Annotated in this window: 13 protein-coding genes; 10 read left to right on the top strand and 3 right to left on the bottom strand. The window is 57.5% G+C overall.

The genetic code is table 11. From position 1 onward, the window contains the following. The first annotated feature begins 2 nt into the window (after nucleotides 1-2). The 3 genes from AC2FAJ_RS17980 to AC2FAJ_RS17970 are packed head-to-tail and all read left to right on the top strand — an operon-like array spanning nucleotide 3 to nucleotide 3,906. A complete protein-coding gene (locus tag AC2FAJ_RS17980) occupies nucleotides 3-773 on the top strand; it encodes an aspartate dehydrogenase (RefSeq protein ID WP_041908340.1) in 771 nt (256 codons plus the stop codon). Nucleotides 774-782: 9 nt separating this feature from the next. Further along, complete coding sequence (locus AC2FAJ_RS17975; RefSeq protein WP_485454376.1) at nucleotides 783-2,252, top strand: aldehyde dehydrogenase; 1,470 nt, start codon at nucleotides 783-785, stop codon at nucleotides 2,250-2,252. Nucleotides 2,253-2,265: 13 nt separating this feature from the next. Beyond that, nucleotides 2,266-3,906, top strand: coding sequence for a thiamine pyrophosphate-binding protein (locus AC2FAJ_RS17970; RefSeq protein WP_485454375.1), 1,641 nt, complete (start codon nucleotides 2,266-2,268; stop codon nucleotides 3,904-3,906). A 74-nt stretch (nucleotides 3,907-3,980) separates the two neighbouring features. Here the strand turns inward: AC2FAJ_RS17970 and AC2FAJ_RS17965 are convergent, their stop codons facing one another. Then, complete coding sequence (locus tag AC2FAJ_RS17965) at nucleotides 3,981-5,249, bottom strand: OprD family outer membrane porin (protein WP_045260753.1); 1,269 nt, start codon at nucleotides 5,247-5,249, stop codon at nucleotides 3,981-3,983. Nucleotides 5,250-5,459: 210 nt separating this feature from the next. Further along, nucleotides 5,460-6,218, bottom strand: a complete 759-nt coding sequence (gene loiP, locus AC2FAJ_RS17960; RefSeq protein WP_028014340.1) for a metalloprotease LoiP — start codon at nucleotides 6,216-6,218, stop codon at nucleotides 5,460-5,462. 271 nt (nucleotides 6,219-6,489) lie between these two features. Here loiP and tkt point away from each other — a divergent pair, with 271 nt between their 5' ends. The 7 genes from tkt to AC2FAJ_RS17925 all read left to right on the top strand — a co-directional run bounded on the left by tkt (nucleotide 6,490) and on the right by AC2FAJ_RS17925 (nucleotide 14,857). After that, nucleotides 6,490-8,481 (top strand): transketolase, encoded by a 1,992-nt coding sequence (tkt, locus tag AC2FAJ_RS17955; protein WP_485454374.1) that lies wholly within the window; start codon nucleotides 6,490-6,492, stop codon nucleotides 8,479-8,481. A 325-nt stretch (nucleotides 8,482-8,806) separates the two neighbouring features. After that, nucleotides 8,807-9,826: an erythrose-4-phosphate dehydrogenase gene (epd, locus tag AC2FAJ_RS17950; RefSeq protein ID WP_199886717.1), complete on the top strand. Its 1,020-nt coding sequence runs from the start codon at nucleotides 8,807-8,809 to the stop codon at nucleotides 9,824-9,826. Nucleotides 9,827-9,875: 49 nt separating this feature from the next. Then, a complete protein-coding gene (pgk, locus tag AC2FAJ_RS17945; RefSeq protein WP_485454373.1) occupies nucleotides 9,876-11,039 on the top strand; it encodes a phosphoglycerate kinase in 1,164 nt (387 codons plus the stop codon). Nucleotides 11,040-11,131: 92 nt separating this feature from the next. Further along, nucleotides 11,132-12,211, top strand: coding sequence for a class II fructose-bisphosphate aldolase (gene fbaA, locus AC2FAJ_RS17940; protein ID WP_041908346.1), 1,080 nt, complete (start codon nucleotides 11,132-11,134; stop codon nucleotides 12,209-12,211). Nucleotides 12,212-12,397: 186 nt separating this feature from the next. After that, the gene (gene mscS / locus AC2FAJ_RS17935; RefSeq protein ID WP_003860082.1) at nucleotides 12,398-13,252 is read left to right on the top strand and encodes a small-conductance mechanosensitive channel MscS; all 855 of its coding nucleotides are present in this window, start codon (nucleotides 12,398-12,400) and stop codon (nucleotides 13,250-13,252) included. A 145-nt stretch (nucleotides 13,253-13,397) separates the two neighbouring features. Continuing rightward, nucleotides 13,398-14,033, top strand: coding sequence for an arginine exporter ArgO (gene argO, locus AC2FAJ_RS17930; RefSeq protein WP_485454372.1), 636 nt, complete (start codon nucleotides 13,398-13,400; stop codon nucleotides 14,031-14,033). A gap of 92 nt (nucleotides 14,034-14,125) precedes the next feature. Next, entirely contained in the window at nucleotides 14,126-14,857 is a 732-nt protein-coding gene (locus AC2FAJ_RS17925; RefSeq protein ID WP_028014336.1) for an oxidative stress defense protein, read from the top strand. A 43-nt stretch (nucleotides 14,858-14,900) separates the two neighbouring features. Here the strand turns inward: AC2FAJ_RS17925 and argP are convergent, their stop codons facing one another. Beyond that, complete coding sequence (gene argP / locus AC2FAJ_RS17920) at nucleotides 14,901-15,794, bottom strand: DNA-binding transcriptional regulator ArgP (RefSeq protein ID WP_003860089.1); 894 nt, start codon at nucleotides 15,792-15,794, stop codon at nucleotides 14,901-14,903. Nucleotides 15,795-15,860: the final 66 nt, after the last annotated feature.

Here is a 15,860-nt window from a genome sequence, read left to right as displayed (position 1 = left end):
TCATGAAAAAGGTAATGTTGATTGGTTATGGCGCCATGGCGCAGGCGGTGATTGAGCGTCTGCCCGCCGGCGTGGCTATCGGCTGGATCGTGGCGCGCGCGTCTCACCATGCCGCCATTCGCGACCAGTTTGGCGATGCGGTCGAGGCGCTGACCTCGCCGATGGCGTGCGCACAAACGCCAGATCTGGTGCTGGAGTGCGCCAGCCAGCAGGCGGTTGCGCAGTACGGCGAAGCGATTCTGCGTCGCGGCTGGCATCTGGCGGTTATTTCCACCGGCGCGCTGGCGGACAGCGCGCTGGAGCAGCGCCTGCTCGCGGCGGGCGGAAAACTGACGCTGCTTTCCGGGGCGGTCGCCGGCATCGACGGGCTGGCGGCGGCGAAGGAGGGCGGGCTTGAGCGCGTCACCTATCAGTCGCGTAAAAGCCCGGCCAGCTGGCGCGGCAGCTACGCCGAGCAGCTTATCGATCTTAACGCGGTCTCAGAGGCGAAGGTCTTTTTTGAAGGCAGCGCCCGCGAGGCGGCGCGCCTGTTCCCGGCGAACGCCAACGTGGCGGCGACCGTGGCGCTCGGCGGCGTCGGGATGGATGAAACCCGCGTGCAGCTGATGGTTGACCCGGCAACGAAACGTAACACCCACACGCTGCACGTAGAAGGGCTGTTTGGCGAATTCCATCTGGAGCTGAGCGGGCTGCCGCTGGCGTCTAACCCTAAAACCTCCACCCTGGCGGCACTCAGCGCGGTGCGCGCCTGCCGCGAGCTGGCCCTGAGCTGAGGAGTGACGATGGACGATCTGAATATTTATATCGGCGGCCAGTGGCGACGCGGCGGTGGCAACCCGATGCAGAGCCACTTCCCGGCTGACGGGTCGCTCAATGCGACGCTGAACGCGGCAAACCTTGACGATCTGCACGATGCGATCGAGGCCGGCGAGCGCGCGTGGCGCGATCCCGCCTGGCGCAACAGCCTGCCGCACGTGCGGGCGAAGATCCTGCACAAGGTGGCGGATCTGATTGAGTCCCGCGCTGACGAGCTGGCGCAGATGCAGAGCCGGGATAACGGCAAGCCGCTGGCGGAGGCGCGCGGGCTGGTGATGAGCGCGGCGGGAACGGCCCGCTACTTCGCCGCCGCCTGCGAGCTGCTGGAAGGGGAGCTGCCCACGCCGCGCCAGCCGGATCTGCTGACGCTAAGCCGCTATGAGCCGCTCGGCGTGGTGGCGGCCATCACGCCGTGGAACTCGCCCATTGCCAGCGAGATGCAGAAGGTCGCCCCGGCCATCGCCGCCGGGAACGCGGTGATCCTCAAGCCTGCCGAAGCCACGCCGCTGATGGCGCTTGAGCTGGCGCGCATTTTTGAACAGGCCGGGCTGCCCGCCGGGCTGCTGAGCGTGCTGCCGGGCAAAGGCTCGGTGATTGGCGACGCGCTGGCGCGCCATCCCCGCGTGCGAAAAATTTCCTTTACCGGCGGCACCGCCACGGGCCGCCATCTGGCGCACGTGGCCGCGGAAAAGCTGATCCCGGCGTCGCTGGAGCTGGGCGGTAAATCCCCGACCATCGTGCTGGAGGATGCCGACGTTGAGCAGGCCGCGCGCGGGATCTGCTACGGCATTTTCAGCTCAGCAGGGCAGGCGTGCATCGCCGGGTCCCGGCTGTTTATCCACGAAAGCCTGTACGCGCCGCTGATGGCGCGGCTGCTGGAATTAACTCGCGGGCTGCGCGTAGGGCACCCCTTCACCGACGGCGTTCACGTTGGGCCGCTGATCAATGAGAAACATCGCCAGAGCGTGCAGGAATACGTCGAGCTGGCGAAGCGCGAAGGGGGCCGGGTGCTGTGCGGCGGGGAGATCCCGGCAGATCCTGACCTCGCAAACGGCAGCTTCTTCCAGCCGACCATTATCGAAGGGCTGACGAACGGCGCCCGCGCCTGCCAGGAGGAGATCTTCGGCCCGGTGCTGGTGGCGATGCCGTTTCGCGATGAAGCGGCGTTGATCCGCGAGGCGAACGACTCGGTTTACGGCCTGGCGGCAGGGATCTGGACCCGCGACACCGGGCGGGCGCTGCGCCTGAGCGAGCAGCTGGAGGCCGGTACGGTGTGGATCAACACCTACAAAGTTTTTGCGATTTCGACCCCGTTCGGGGGCTTTAAAGAGAGCGGTCTGGGCCGCGAAAAGGGCATTCAGGGGCTGAAAGCCTGGATGCAGCAAAAGAGCATTTATCTGGCGACGGGTAACAGCGTCAACCACTGGTGCGACTGAGAAAGGGTGAGCAATGAGCGAAATGATAACCGTCGGCGACGCCATCGCCAGAACGCTGGAGCAGTATCAGGTTGAGGCCATCTACGGCGTCATCTCCATTCACAACCTGCCGATCGCGGACGCGGTAGGGCAGCGGGGCAAAATCCGCTTCGTGCCCGCGCGCGGCGAGGCGGGTTCCGTCACCATGGCCGACGCCCACGGGCGGTTTTCCGGCCTCGGCGTGGCGCTGACCAGCACCGGCGCGGGGGCGGGGAACGCGGTAGGCGCGCTGGTGGAGGCGATGAACGCCTGCACGCCGCTGCTGCATTTAACCGGACAGGTTGAAAAGGCCTGGCTGGACGCCGACACCGGGTTTATCCACGAGACCCGCGACCAGCTGACCTTCCTGAAGGCCAGTTCAAAACGGGCGTACCGCATCAGCAATGCCAGCCAGGCGATAGCGATTCTGCATAAAGCCATTCAGGAGGCGCAGACGCCGCCGTGCGGGCCGGTCTCTGTGGAAATTCCGATTGATATTCAGGGGGCTAAAATTCCTCTGTCTCTGGTGACCGCACCGGTGAAACCAGCTTCGGTTGCAGCCGTGGATCCCGCGATGGTGGATGCTTTATGGGCGCAGCTCAGGCAGGCTAAACAGCCGCTGCTGTGGCTGGGCGGCGGGACGCTGGGAAGCGCTGACGCGGTGAAAAAACTGGCGGATGCGGGCGTGACGGTGATCTCCAGCACCCACGCGCGCGGCGTGCTGCCGGACGGCCATCGCGCCAGCCTGCGGGCGTTCCACAATTCGCCGTCGGTAGAGGCGCTGATTGCGCAGTGTGATTTTACGCTGGTGGCCGGTTCTCGCCTGCGCAGCAACGAAACCCGCTCCTGGACGCTGGAGTTGCCGTCTCCACGCGTGCAGATAGATATCGACCCGGCGGCGGCGAGCCGTAACTACCTGATGGATAACACGCTGGTAGCCGACTGTTCAGCGCTGCTTGGTGCCCTGGCCGATAAAGCGCAGGGCCGCGAGTGGGGCAACGCCCAGTGGGACGCGCAGGTGCAGCAGGCGGTATTGCAGGCTGAACAGGGCCTGCGCGAGCAGTGCGGCGCCTATGCGAAGCTCAACGACGCCATAGAAAAAGCCCTGCCGCAGGACGGCCTGCTGGTGCGCGATATCACCGTTTCCGGCAGCCTGTGGGGCAGTCGTCTGTTCCGCGCTAACGGTCCGCTGATGAACATTCACTCTCTTGCCGGGGCGATTGGCATGGGGCTGCCAATGGCGATTGGTACCGCGATTGCCAACCCACAGCGTAAGGTGGTGGGGCTGGTGGGCGACGGTGGCCTGAGCCTGAATTTAGGCGAGCTGGCGACGCTGGCGCAGGAGAAAGCTAACGTGACGCTGCTGATCATGAACGACGGGGGCTACGGCGTGATGCGCGGCATTCAGGATAAGTACTTCGGCGGGCGACAGTATTATAACGAACTGCATACGCCGGACTTTACCCTGCTGGCACAGGCAATTGGCCTGCAGGCGTGGAGCGTTGAGCGGGCAGAGGATTTTGAAGCCGTGATGACGGAGGCGCTGGCGATGCCGGGACCGTCGGTAGTGGAAGTGCGGATGGGTCAGATTGGCGCGCTGAAGTTTGCAGGGCCGCCGCAGAAAACGCTTTACTAGCTGTTTTCCCTCTCCCACGGGGAGAGGGAAAACAGTAGTCCGGGTAAGGCGAAGCCGCCACCCGGCTTGTTTTATCAGAACACGTTAAACGGGTATTCCACGTAAGCGCGGATCTCGTCCCCGCCCACGTTATAGTCGCTGGCGTTGCTGGAGACGCGCAGCACGGAGTAGCGCAGTTTCAGCTTCAGATCTTTTGCCGGGCCATCCTGCACCTGGTACTGGATCTGGTTAAACCACTCGTGCTCTTTGCCGTTGCTGGTTTCAGAGGTCTTGATATTGTCGCCGCGCACGTAGGCGGTGGTCCAGCTCAGGCCCGGCAGGCCGAGACCCGCGAAGTCCAGACCGTAGGATGCCTGCCATGAGCGCTCGTCTTCACCGTTAAAGTCAGACCAGTAGGAGTTCGCGAGCCAGATGGTGTTGCCGCCGTCGCCCACGCCGCCCTTGTCGCGATATCCGCCGTAGTTATAGCCGGTGCTGCCGCTGCTCTGCTGATACGCCACTTTGAACGTGTGAATATCCCAGATGTAGCTCGCCGCCAGGCTCCAGATGGTGTTGCTGCGGCCAGTGTCGAGGCTGTCAGCGTAGCCCTGATCCAGACGCGAGTTATAGCCGTTAAAGTCGAGCACCAGCTGCTGCCCGGTGCTGAACGGCTGTTTGAAATTCAGCCCCAGGTACTGTTTGTTCATCACCTCTTCGTTATGAGAGGCGTATAGCGCGCCGCTGAACTGGTCGTTGAACTGGTAGCTTGCGCCACCGAAAGTCAGGCTTTTCAGGCCGCTGTCGTGGCGGTCGTCGCTTTTACGCTGCTCGTCGGTGAAATAACCGGCGTTCACTTCCAGCCCGTCGATCTCTTTCGAGGTCAGCATGGCACCGGTGTAGCTTTCAAACAGCAGGCGGGAGCTGTCGGCATTAACGATAGGCAGTTCAGGACGCTGGTTACCGTAGCTCAGCACGGTATTCGAGATCCGCATTTTGGCGGTAGCGCCAAATTTCGCTAAATCGGATTTGGCCCGGCCATCGTCTTCCTGTTTAAAGAAGTCGATACCGCCCGCGCCGCTCTTGCCGCGACCGCCGTCCAGGCGCACGCCGTACTGCGCGATGCCGTCCACGCCAAAGCCAACCAGCCCTTCGGTATAGCCGGATTCAAAGGTGGCGATGATTCCCTGACCCCATTCGGCTTTATCCTGCTGGCCCTGATGGTAGTCACGGCTGATATACGCATTGCGTAAAAACAGGTCTAAATGACTGTCGTCGATAAAACCCTTGCTGTCAGATTGCTGGCTTGCAGCGGCGGGTAATGCGGCGAATAAACTTAAAGCAATTAACGATAATTCTTTTTTCACGGAGGGAACGTCTCTGTCTTAATATATTAAATTGAATTACTGCGTGTTTGATAATTACCGGAAAGATTAACGATTGCAATAAATATGTGACCAGACGTTTCAGCCGGAAAGGGTAGATTTGACGGGGCTTTCAGAGGTGTTACCGATAAGTGCGATTTAGTTAGCAATTCATGCGAAATAAAAAGGAGGCAAAATTGCCTCCTTCCAAAATTATTTAATTCCGTCAGCGGCCATTCGGTCGCGAATATGCTGTGCGCGCGCTTCTGAGGCCGGGTGATCGTCAAACATGGAGCTCTGGCGACCCGCTTCCAGTTTTGCCAGCTTTTCGAAGCTGGTGGCTAAACCGGATGGATTAATACCGCGTTTGCGCAACAGATCGTAGGAGTAGTCGTCCGCTTCGGACTCCTGACGCTGCGAGAACTGGGAGTTAACCAGTTTTTCACCTACGTCTCCAAGCTGCGACTGGGACAGGCTGCCAACGATGCCGCCCGCAGAGGCCGCCGCCGCGCGAATGGCGTTGGTGCCTAAGGCAACCTGCATCCCTTTCTTCACGTGGCCGAGCGCAACGTGCCCCATTTCATGGCCGATAACCGCTTCCACTTCGTTGTCGGTCATCATATCCATCAGCCCGCTGTAGACGCGGATACAGCCGTTAGCCATCGCGAAGGCGTTGACGTCTTTCGCCATGTAAACCTTGTAGTTCACCGGTTGGCCGTTGATGTTATCGCCGAGCGCGGAAGCAATCTTATTCAGACGCTGTGTGTAGGTACTGTCAGCCGGCGCAAGCGTGGCTTTTCCGTCCATATCTTTACAGGCCTGATCGCTCAGCGCTTTAACCTGCGCGTCGCTCAGGGAGTAGGCCTGAAAGGCTTCTGCACCTGAGGTCATCAGACCGTTAGAGTCCATATTCTGACAGCCGCTCAGCACGAGCGTTGTACCCAGGGCCAGCACTATTGCACGCATTTTCATGAGGTTGCTTCCGTACTCGTTAAACTGAATAAAATCCGAAAAGTGCACCCGCAACGAAGCCGGGGCGGGATAAGTATAAGGAATATCTACAGGCGCGGGCGAGCAGATTGCGCAACATGCGAGCATGATCCAGAGATTTCTTAAGCTGCAAAAGAATGGTCCATGTACATGCCCTGCGGCTTGGGTTACATTGTTGGCACTTTTTTCCGGCGTAGCCCAAAACGCGCTGTCGTCAAGGGCATGGCCTTTAACAGTCCGATCTGGAGTTAAAATGTCCTCACGTAAAGAGCTTGCTAATGCTATTCGTGCGCTGAGCATGGACGCAGTACAGAAAGCCAAATCCGGCCACCCGGGTGCCCCTATGGGTATGGCTGATATCGCCGAAGTCCTGTGGCGTGATTTCCTTAACCACAACCCGCAGAACCCGGCATGGGCTGACCGCGACCGTTTCGTGCTGTCTAACGGCCACGGCTCTATGCTGATCTACAGCCTGCTGCACCTCACCGGCTACGATCTGCCAATCGAAGAGCTGAAAAACTTCCGTCAGCTGCACTCCAAAACTCCAGGTCACCCGGAAGTGGGCTACACCGCTGGCGTAGAAACCACCACCGGTCCGCTGGGGCAGGGTATTGCTAACGCTGTGGGTATGGCGATTGCCGAGAAGACCCTGGCGGCGCAGTTCAACCGTCCTGGCCATGATATCGTTGACCACTTCACCTACGCTTTCCTGGGCGACGGCTGCATGATGGAAGGCATTTCTCACGAAGTGTGCTCCCTGGCTGGTACCCTGAAGCTGGGCAAACTGGTGGCGTTCTACGACGACAACGGTATCTCCATCGACGGTCACGTTGAAGGCTGGTTCACCGACGACACCGCCGCACGTTTCGAAGCCTACGGCTGGCACGTTGTGCGTGGTGTTGATGGCCACGATGCTGACTCGATTAAACGTGCAGTAGAAGAAGCTCGCGCAGTCACCGACAAACCGTCCCTGCTGATGTGCAAAACCATCATCGGCTTCGGTTCTCCGAACAAAGCGGGCACCCATGACTCCCACGGCGCACCGCTGGGCGACGCGGAAATCGCACTGACCCGTGAAGCACTGGGCTGGAAACACCCTGCCTTCGAAATCCCGTCTGAGATCTATGCTCAGTGGGATGCTAAAGAAGTGGGCCAGGCGAAAGAAGCGGCCTGGAACGAGAAATTCGCTGCCTATGCGAAGGCGTTCCCACAGGAAGCGGCTGAATTCACCCGTCGTATGAAAGGCGATATGCCGTCTGACTTCGACGCGAAAGCCAACGAATTCATCGCGAAGCTGCAGGCGAACCCGTCTAAAATCGCCAGCCGTAAAGCATCTCAGAATGCGATTGAAGCGTTCGGTCCGCTGCTTCCAGAATTCCTGGGCGGCTCCGCTGACCTGGCGCCTTCTAACCTGACCCTGTGGTCTGGTTCTAAGCCAATCAACGAAGACACTGCCGGTAACTACATCCATTACGGTGTACGTGAGTTCGGTATGACCGCTATCGCGAACGGTATCGCTCTGCACGGTGGTTTCCTGCCATACACCTCTACCTTCCTGATGTTCGTGGAATATGCACGTAACGCCGTGCGTATGGCTGCGCTGATGAAACAGCGTCAGGTGATGGTCTACACCCATGACTCCATCGGTCTGGGCGAAGATGGTCCAACTCACCAGCCGGTAGAGCAGGTAGCTTCCGTGCGTTTAACCCCGAACATGAGCACCTGGCGTCCATGTGACCAGGTTGAATCTGCGGTGGCGTGGAAATACGGCGTTGAGCGTCAGGACGGCCCGACCGCTCTGATCCTCTCCCGTCAGAACCTGGCGCAGCAGGAGCGTACCCCTGAGCAACTGGCGAACATCGCCCGCGGTGGCTACGTGCTGAAAGATTGCGCGGGCCAGCCTGAGCTGATCTTCATCGCGACCGGTTCTGAAGTTGAACTGGCTGTAGCTGCATGGGAAAAACTGACTGCCGAAGGCGTGAAGGCGCGCGTGGTCTCCATGCCGTCTACCGATGCGTTCGACAAGCAGGATGCGGCTTACCGTGAATCCGTACTGCCTAAAGCGGTTTCCGCTCGCGTGGCGGTGGAAGCGGGTATTGCTGACTACTGGTTCAAATACGTGGGTCTGAACGGCGCTATCGTCGGTATGACCACCTTCGGTGAGTCTGCTCCGGCAGAACAGCTGTTCGAAGAGTTCGGCTTCACCGTTGAGAACGTGGTCGCTAAGGCGAAAGAATTGCTGTAATCGCCGTTTTGCCCGGTGGCGCTTACGCTGACCGGGCCTATAAATGGCTCGAAAGTAGGCCGGGTAAGCGCTAGCGCTTACCCGGCTTTTTTTGCGTCATTATTCCAACGAAAATGTGACGCAAGTCATATAGCTCGCTTATTCATCTGGACAGACATTCCTTTTATTCCCCGATTCGCTTATTCTTGCTGAAGCGTTTCAGTCGATTAAATGTTCGACAATTGACCAATCAATCGCAGTTTGTGATAGCAAAGATTCCCCTTCGGGCGTCGCTGGATTACTCTTTCAGCCACCTCAAACTCAGGGATTGCTTTGCAGGAGATCTATGACCGTACGCGTAGCGATTAATGGCTTCGGTCGCATCGGGCGTAATGTGGTTCGTGCTTTGTATGAATCCGGACGTCGGGCGGAAATCACCGTGGTGGCAATCAATGAACTGGCGGATGCTGCGGGCATGGCGCATTTATTGAAGTATGACACCAGCCACGGACGCTTCGCCTGGGATGTGCGCCAGGAAAGAGATCAGCTTTTTGTGGGTGATGACGCTATTCGTGTGCTGCATGAGAACAGCATTTCCGGGCTACCCTGGCGTGAACTGGGTGTGGATGTCGTGCTTGACTGTACCGGTGTGTATGGCAACCGCGAACACGGCGAAGCGCATCTGACAGCAGGCGCGAAAAAAGTCCTGTTTTCTCATCCCGGAAGTAACGACCTCGACGCGACCGTCGTGTTTGGCGTCAACCAGCAAGAGCTGCAAGCCGAACACCGCATTGTTTCCAACGCCTCCTGCACCACCAACTGCATTATTCCGGTCATCAAACTGTTAGACGATGCGTATGGCATTGAATCCGGCACCGTAACTACGATTCATTCCGCCATGCACGATCAGCAGGTTATCGACGCCTATCACCCGGATTTACGACGCACTCGCGCGGCGAGCCAGTCAATCATCCCGGTGGACACGAAACTGGCTGCAGGGATCACCCGAATTTTCCCGCAGTTTAATGACCGTTTCGAAGCGATTGCCGTGCGTGTTCCGACGATAAACGTCACCGCAATCGACCTCAGCGTGACGGTGAAAAAACCGGTAAAAGCCTGTGAAGTCAACCTGTTGCTGCAAAAAGCGGCACAGGGAGCATTTCATGGTATAGTTGACTATACGGAATTACCGTTGGTCTCAGTAGATTTTAACCACGACCCGCACAGCGCCATCGTGGATGGCACGCAGACGCGAGTCAGTGGTGCGCACCTTATCAAGACGCTGGTCTGGTGTGATAACGAATGGGGCTTTGCTAACCGAATGCTCGACACCACGTTAGCCATGGCCGCAAAAGGTTTCAGGTAGAGCGCACCTTGCGCTTGCAAAACTTTAAGAATCAACGAGAGGATTCACCATGTCTGTAATTAAGATGACCGATCTGGATCTGGCAGGTAAACGCGTTTTCATCCGTGCCGATCTGAACGTACCGGTTAAAGATGGCAAAGTGACCAGCGACGCGCGTATCCGTGCATCTCTGCCAACCATTGAACTGGCTCTGAAGCAGGGCGCTAAAGTGATGGTCACCTCCCACCTGGGCCGTCCAACTGAAGGCGAGTACAACGAAGAGTTCTCTCTGCTGCCGGTTGTTAATTACCTGAAAGACAAACTGTCCAACCCGGTTCGCCTGGTGAAAGATTACCTGGACGGCGTAGACGTTGCCGAAGGTGAGCTGGTTGTTCTGGAAAACGTTCGCTTCAACAAAGGCGAAAAGAAAGACGACGAAACCCTGTCCAAAAAATACGCTGCACTGTGCGACGTATTCGTGATGGATGCATTCGGTACTGCGCACCGTGCGCAGGCATCTACCCACGGTATCGGTAAATTCGCAGACGTCGCGTGTGCGGGTCCTCTGCTGGCTGACGAACTGGAAGCACTGGGTAAAGCACTGAAAGAACCTGCTCGCCCAATGGTCGCTATCGTTGGTGGTTCTAAAGTGTCTACCAAACTGACCGTTCTGGATTCCCTGTCTAAAATCGCTGACCAGCTGATCGTGGGCGGTGGTATCGCGAACACCTTCGTTGCCGCTCAGGGCCACAACGTGGGTAAATCCCTCTACGAAGCAGACCTGGTTGACGAAGCCAAACGCCTGCTGGGTACCTGTGATATCCCGGTTCCAACTGACGTTCGCGTGGCGACCGAGTTCTCCGAAACCGCAACCGCGACCCTGAAATCTGTAAACGACATCAAAGACGAAGAGCAGATTCTGGACCTGGGCGACGTTTCTGCACAGAAACTGGCTGAAATCCTGAAAAACGCAAAAACTATCCTGTGGAACGGTCCTGTTGGCGTGTTCGAATTCCCGAACTTCCGCAAAGGGACTGAAATCGTGGCTAACGCAATCGCAGACAGCGAAGCGTTCTCTATCGCAGGCGGTGGTGACACCCTGGCAGCAATCGACCTGTTCGATATCGCTGACAAGATCTCCTACATCTCCACTGGTGGCGGCGCATTCCTCGAATTCGTGGAAGGCAAAGTACTGCCAGCAGTAGCAATGCTCGAAGAGCGCGCTAAGAAGTAAGCCATTCAAGGGCAGGGAAACCTGCCCAATTTTCAGCGCGCTTTTAAGAGCTCGCACCTTTTCTAACGGCCGAAGATACAGGACTAAGCAACATGTCTAAAATTTTTGATTTCGTAAAACCTGGCGTTATCACTGGTGATGACGTACAGAAAGTGTTCCAGGTAGCTAAAGAAAACAACTTCGCTCTGCCAGCAGTTAACTGCGTGGGTACCGACTCCATCAACGCCGTACTGGAAACTGCTGCTAAAGTTAAAGCACCGGTTATCGTTCAGTTCTCTAACGGCGGCGCTGCGTTCATCGCTGGTAAAGGCGTGAAAACTGACATTCCTCAGGGTGCTGCCATCCTGGGCGCTATCTCTGGTGCGCACCACGTACACCAGATGGCTGAACACTACGGTGTTCCAGTTATCCTGCACACTGACCACTGCGCGAAGAAACTGCTGCCGTGGATCGACGGTCTGCTGGACGCGGGTGAAAAACACTTCGCGGCAACCGGTAAGCCACTGTTCTCTTCTCACATGATCGACCTGTCCGAAGAGTCTCTGGAAGAAAACATCGAGATCTGCTCTAAGTACCTGGCACGCATGGCCAAAATGGGCATGACCCTGGAAATCGAACTGGGCTGCACCGGTGGTGAAGAAGACGGCGTGGACAACAGCCACATGGACGCTTCTGCCCTGTACACCCAGCCAGAAGACGTTGATTACGCTTACACCGAGCTGAGCAAAATCAGCCCGCGCTTCACCATTGCAGCGTCCTTCGGTAACGTGCACGGCGTTTATAAGCCAGGTAACGTGGTTCTGACCCCGACCATCCTGCGTGATTCTCAGGAATACGTGTCTAAGAAACACAACCTGCCGCACAACAGCCTGAACTTCGTCTTCCACGGCGGTTCCGGTTCTTCTGCTCAGGAAATCAAAGACTCCGTAAGCTACGGCGTAGTGAAAATGAACATCGATACCGACACCCAGTGGGCAACCTGGGACGGTATCCTGCAGTACTACAAAGCGAACGAAGCTTACCTGCAGGGCCAGCTGGGCAACCCGAAAGGCGAAGACCAGCCGAACAAGAAATACTACGATCCACGCGTATGGCTGCGCGCTGCTCAGACGTCCATGGTGACCCGTCTGGAGCAGGCTTTCAAAGAACTGAACGCAATCGACGTTCTGTAATTTGAGCTGCTGACAGCATCAGAAGGCCCGCAAATGCGGGCCTTTTTTTATGCTTTTTCAATACCCTGTCAGACCTGTTTTTGTGATCTGTTTGGCAAAGCCGGTGCTTTTTGTTTACCCTTTACTGACCTGCCTGTCTCCATGGGGGATGGATTTTGTGTTTTGGTTTAACAAAAGGAAGAATAAATGGAACAACTCGATGTTGTAGACAGCATCAATAACGCCGGTAACTGGCTGGTGCGCAACCAGGCCCTGCTGCTGAGCTATGCCGTGAACATTGTCGCGGCGATTGCCATCATCATCGTCGGGATGATCGTGGCGCGTATCGTGTCGAACGCCGTCAACCGTGTGATGGTCGCACGACACATTGACGCCACGGTGGCTGACTTCCTCTCCGCACTGGTGCGCTACGGCATTATCGCCTTCACGCTGATTGCCGCGCTGGGCCGTGTTGGGGTGCAAACCGCCTCCGTGATTGCCGTTCTCGGTGCCGCCGGTCTGGCCATTGGTCTGGCACTGCAGGGCTCGCTTTCAAACCTGGCGGCGGGCGTACTGCTGGTGACTTTCCGTCCGTTCCGTTCCGGTGAATATGTTGACCTTGGCGGCATCGCCGGTACCGTGTTGCAGGTACAGATTTTCTCTACCACCCTGCGTACCGTCGATGGTCGTATTGTGGTGGTACCGAACGGGAAAATCATTGCGGGCAATATCATTAACTTCTCCCGCGAGCCGGTGCGTCGTAACGAGCTCATCATCAGCGTGGCGTATGATTCCGATATCGATCAGGTGAAGTCGCTGATCGCGAATATCATCGCCTCTGACGACCGCATTCTGAAGGACCGCGAGCAGACGGTTCGCCTGAACGAACTGGGTGCTTCCTCTATTAACTTCGTGGTGCGTATCTGGAGCAAAAGCAGCGATCTGCAAAACGTTTACTGGGATGTGCTGGAGCGCATCAAGCGCGATTTCGACGCCAACGGCATCAGCTTCCCTTACCCGCAGATGGACGTAAACGTCAAAAAAGTCAAAGAAGCAGAATAACGTCACCCGTAGGCCCGGTAAGCGCTCGCGCCACCGGGCTTTACTTTCATAAGCTCCGCTAATACCCAATTAATATTATCCATTTCCTCTAATGTGATTCGCGCAGTATAGTCAGCCTCCAGAACAACACTGCGAGAAAATCGTCATGCTATCTTATTATTTTCAAGGGCTTGCCTTAGGTGCGGCCATGATTTTACCCCTCGGCCCGCAAAACGCCTTCGTAATGAATCAGGGCATTCGCCGCCAGTATCATCTGATGATTGCCCTGCTGTGCGCGGTGAGCGATCTGCTGCTGATTTGCGCCGGCATTTTTGGCGGCAGCGCGCTGCTGATGCAGTCCCCCTGGCTGCTGGCGCTGGTGACCTGGGGTGGCGTGGCGTTTCTGCTGTGGTACGGATTCGGTGCCCTGAAAACGGCGATGAGCAGCAACCTCGAACTGGCGAGCGCGGAAGTCATGAAGCAGGGCCGCTGGAAGATTATCGTCACCATGCTGGCGGTCACCTGGCTAAATCCGCACGTCTACCTCGACACCTTCATAGTGCTGGGCAGCCTGGGCGGACAGCTGGACGTTGAGCCGAAACGCTGGTTTGCGCTCGGCACGGTTAGCGCCTCTTTCCTCTGGTTCTTCGGTCTCGCCATTCTGGCGGCATGGCTGGCGCCTCGTCTGCGGACTGCCAAAGCCCAGCGCATTATTAATACCCTGGTGGGCCTGGTGATGTGGTTCATTGCTTTTCAGCTGGCAAAAGAGGGCATTCACCACGTCCAGGAATTGTTCAACTAATCCTTGTCTTATGGACAACTGAGCAAGACCCGCTAAGCTTGCTGGCATGAGCCCTGTTGTTAGGGCACTCTTCGCAACATGGAGGAATGACAGTGAAGTTTAAAGTGATGGCCCTCGCGGCATTAGTAAGTTTCGGTGCAGTGTCGGCGCAGGCAAGTGAACTGCCGGATGGCCCGCACATCGTCACGTCAGGCACCGCAAGCGTGGACGCGGTACCGGATGTTGCAACCCTGGCAATTGAAGTGAATGTGGCGGCGAAAGATGCCGCTTCCGCCAAAAAACAGGCAGACGATCGTGTTGCGCAATATCTCTCTTTCCTGGAACAGAACGGTGTTGCTAAAAAAGACATCAGCTCTGCGAACCTGCGTACCCAGCCCGATTACGACTACCAGAACGGCAAAAGTATCCTGAAAGGCTATCGCGCCGTGCGCACTGTGGAAGTGACCGTGCGTCAGCTGGACAAGCTGAACTCTCTGCTGGACGGCGCGTTGAAGGCCGGACTGAACGAAATCCGTTCCGTCTCACTGGGCGTTGCGCAACCGGAGAAATACAAAGACGAAGCGCGTAAAGCGGCGATTGATGATGCCATTCATCAGGCGGAACAGCTGGCGTCTGGCTTCAAGAGCAAGCTTGGCCCGGTATACAGCGTGCGTTACCACGTCTCTAACTACCAGCCAAGCCCGATGGTTCGGATGATGAAGGCGGACGCCGCGCCGGTTTCTGCTCAGGAAACCTACGAGCAGCCAACGATTCAGTTCGACGATCAGGTTGATGTGGTGTTCCAGCTGGAACCCGTTGCAGCACAGCCGAAACCTGCACAATAATCAATAGGCCGGGTAAGGCGTAGCAGCCACCCGGCTTTTCAATTTAATCCTGCCTCAACACCTTATGCCCAAACGCCAGCAGCGCGTCGGTGACGTTGCGCATCATGCGGCTTTCTGGCGCAAAACGGTGCCAGTACAGCATCCGGCGCTGATACAGCCCCGGCGTCAGGTCAATCAGCTCGCCGCTTTTCAACTCTTTCTCAATCTGTAAATGCGGGATCATGCAGCAGGTGGTGCCCTGACGCGCCAGCTGCACAAAGGCTTCGGACGAGTTAACGATATGACACGGCACGCTGCCCGGCGGCAGATCGAAGTTTTGCTGCAAAAACGCCTGGTGCATATCGTCCAGATGGTCGAACGCCACGGCAGGGGCTTTCAGCAGCGCGGCGCGGGTGACGCCATTCGGGAAGTAGCGCTCCGCAAAAGCTTTTGAACCGACAAACAGGTAATCGAGCGCGCCCAGCTGATCGACAAGACAGCTTGGCAGGGCCTGAGGCTGGATACTGACCGCCCCAACCACTTCGCCGCGACGCAGGCGCTCCTGGGTGCGGGTTTCATCTTCGACCTGAAGATTCAGGCGGATAGGGGAGTCGGCCAGCACCGGCGCAAGGGCCGGCAGCAGCCAGGTCGCCAGACTGTCGGCGTTCACCGCCAGCGAGAGCAGCAGCGGCGTGGAACCCGTTTGTTCGTCACCCAGCCACTCGTCTTCCAGCAGTTCAACCTGACGCAGCAGGGCGAGAAGCTTTTGCCCTTGCTCCGTTGGGCGCGGCGGCACGGTACGCACCAGCAGCGGCTGCCCGAACATGTTTTCAAGCTGTTTGATACGCTGTGATACGGCGGACTGGGTGATGCACAGCTTTTGCGCTGCGCGCTCAAAGCCGCGTTCACGAATAACTGCATCAAGTGCCTGTAGTGTTCTGTAGTCCGGACGTTTCATTGCTCTGGCTGGCTCCTAAATTTTGCTTAATCTGCACTATGACACAATTTTCCCTTCCTGGCAGAC

The organism is Enterobacter cloacae complex sp. 385G4, assembly GCF_057320665.1.
Note: the sequence above shows the minus strand (reverse complement) of the source record. Positions and strands in the feature narration are given on the sequence as shown.

What these genes read in the sequence shown, in the direction of transcription:
- AC2FAJ_RS17980 (WP_041908340.1), top strand. Translation starts at nt 3, where the DNA reads ATGAAAAAGGTAATGTTGATTGGTTATGGCGCCATGGCGCAGGCGGTG.
- AC2FAJ_RS17975 (WP_485454376.1), top strand. Translation starts at nt 783, where the DNA reads ATGGACGATCTGAATATTTATATCGGCGGCCAGTGGCGACGCGGCGGT.
- AC2FAJ_RS17970 (WP_485454375.1), top strand. Translation starts at nt 2,266, where the DNA reads ATGAGCGAAATGATAACCGTCGGCGACGCCATCGCCAGAACGCTGGAG.
- loiP (WP_028014340.1), bottom strand. Translation starts at nt 6,218, where the DNA reads ATGAAAATGCGTGCAATAGTGCTGGCCCTGGGTACAACGCTCGTGCTG.
- tkt (WP_485454374.1), top strand. Translation starts at nt 6,490, where the DNA reads ATGTCCTCACGTAAAGAGCTTGCTAATGCTATTCGTGCGCTGAGCATG.
- epd (WP_199886717.1), top strand. Translation starts at nt 8,807, where the DNA reads ATGACCGTACGCGTAGCGATTAATGGCTTCGGTCGCATCGGGCGTAAT.
- pgk (WP_485454373.1), top strand. Translation starts at nt 9,876, where the DNA reads ATGTCTGTAATTAAGATGACCGATCTGGATCTGGCAGGTAAACGCGTT.
- fbaA (WP_041908346.1), top strand. Translation starts at nt 11,132, where the DNA reads ATGTCTAAAATTTTTGATTTCGTAAAACCTGGCGTTATCACTGGTGAT.
- mscS (WP_003860082.1), top strand. Translation starts at nt 12,398, where the DNA reads ATGGAACAACTCGATGTTGTAGACAGCATCAATAACGCCGGTAACTGG.
- argO (WP_485454372.1), top strand. Translation starts at nt 13,398, where the DNA reads ATGCTATCTTATTATTTTCAAGGGCTTGCCTTAGGTGCGGCCATGATT.
- argP (WP_003860089.1), bottom strand. Translation starts at nt 15,794, where the DNA reads ATGAAACGTCCGGACTACAGAACACTACAGGCACTTGATGCAGTTATT.